The organism is Mesorhizobium sp. M4B.F.Ca.ET.089.01.1.1, from assembly GCF_004022605.1.
GTDB classification, from domain to species: Bacteria; Pseudomonadota; Alphaproteobacteria; order Rhizobiales; family Rhizobiaceae; genus Mesorhizobium; species Mesorhizobium abyssinicae.
The window spans coordinates 1-1,078 of sequence record NZ_RZOS01000902.1 but is presented as its reverse complement, the minus strand read 5'-3'; the positions used below and the strand labels follow the sequence as shown (position 1 = coordinate 1,078).

At 56.7% G+C, this 1,078-nt stretch carries 1 pseudogene; it reads right to left on the bottom strand.

Features of this window, described 5'->3' with window-relative positions:
• A pseudogene (locus EN780_RS34885) lies at positions 1-226 on the bottom strand (amidase); the annotation flags it as partial.
• Positions 227-1,078 lie beyond the last annotated feature (852 nt).

Below are 1,078 nucleotides of genomic sequence, written 5' to 3'. Positions count from 1 at the left end.
CGCCGATATCCTTGCGGAGGAAAGGTACTCCGCCGAAGATGCCTTCGTCCGCGACAACAACTGTCTCGGCATCGTCGTAGAATTCTATGACGGCGTTGATGCGTGGGTTGACCTCATCATGCGCCGCCCGCGCCAACTGGGTCAGCTCCAAACCCGTCACTTCGCCCGCCTTCACGAGAGAGGCCAAACCGGTGGCATCGTGGTCCGCATATTCGCTCAATCTCATTCGGCAGATCCTTACTCGCCAACTGCTCTATTGAGGGCTGGCGCGGTTGTGTTCTCAACCTGCCCGGATTGCCAACGCCGAAGCCGGTATCCATGACAAATAGCGACCGGATCGAAAGCACACGTGTCTCCAGAACGATGGAAACGCAGGTCGGCTGGTGAAATCGCCATTGTCAGTCCCCAATCGAGAACGTGGAGGTCTTGTTGAAGGAGGAGGTGCGGCCGTGAGAAGCACGGGCTTATGCCACTAAGGGATATAGACCTCGTGTGTTGCAAATAATGCAACGCTGTTGCAATTTCATTTGGAATGTGACAGGGGTGTAAACAGTTGTCAAGTGGAGCTGAGGAGTCATCGATGGATCCTGTTAATTATCCCCCGAACGCCCGTGACCGAGCCCCTGGGGAGGTTACAACAGTTCAACGCGCGTTGAATCTGCTGAGGATCGTCGGCGCGAGTGAAAGGCCGATCGGAGTGAATGAGATCGCGCGGCGGCGAGAACAGCATGCAAGCGCGGTTTCGAGGACGCTGTCCACGCTTGAGCACAATGGATTAGTCCAACGGGACGAAGATCCGCGCATCACCATACCGGCCCGCGGCATATGGAACGGCCGCTATCAAGGCCTGACACGTGACCGCTCGATCCATGCCCGATGCTTCAGGTTCTAGCTTGCAAAACGGCTGGCATCCACACATGAACTTGACGTGGTCCGTGTGGCGCGACCCTATCTCGAGGAACTTGCCGAAAGCACGAGGGAAATGGCCTCAATCAGTCTTTGGAACAAGACTGAGGTTCGCAGATGCTCGCGTCAAGGCTGCAAGAGGTTCTGCGCTCGGCCTGGAACGCTACACGCA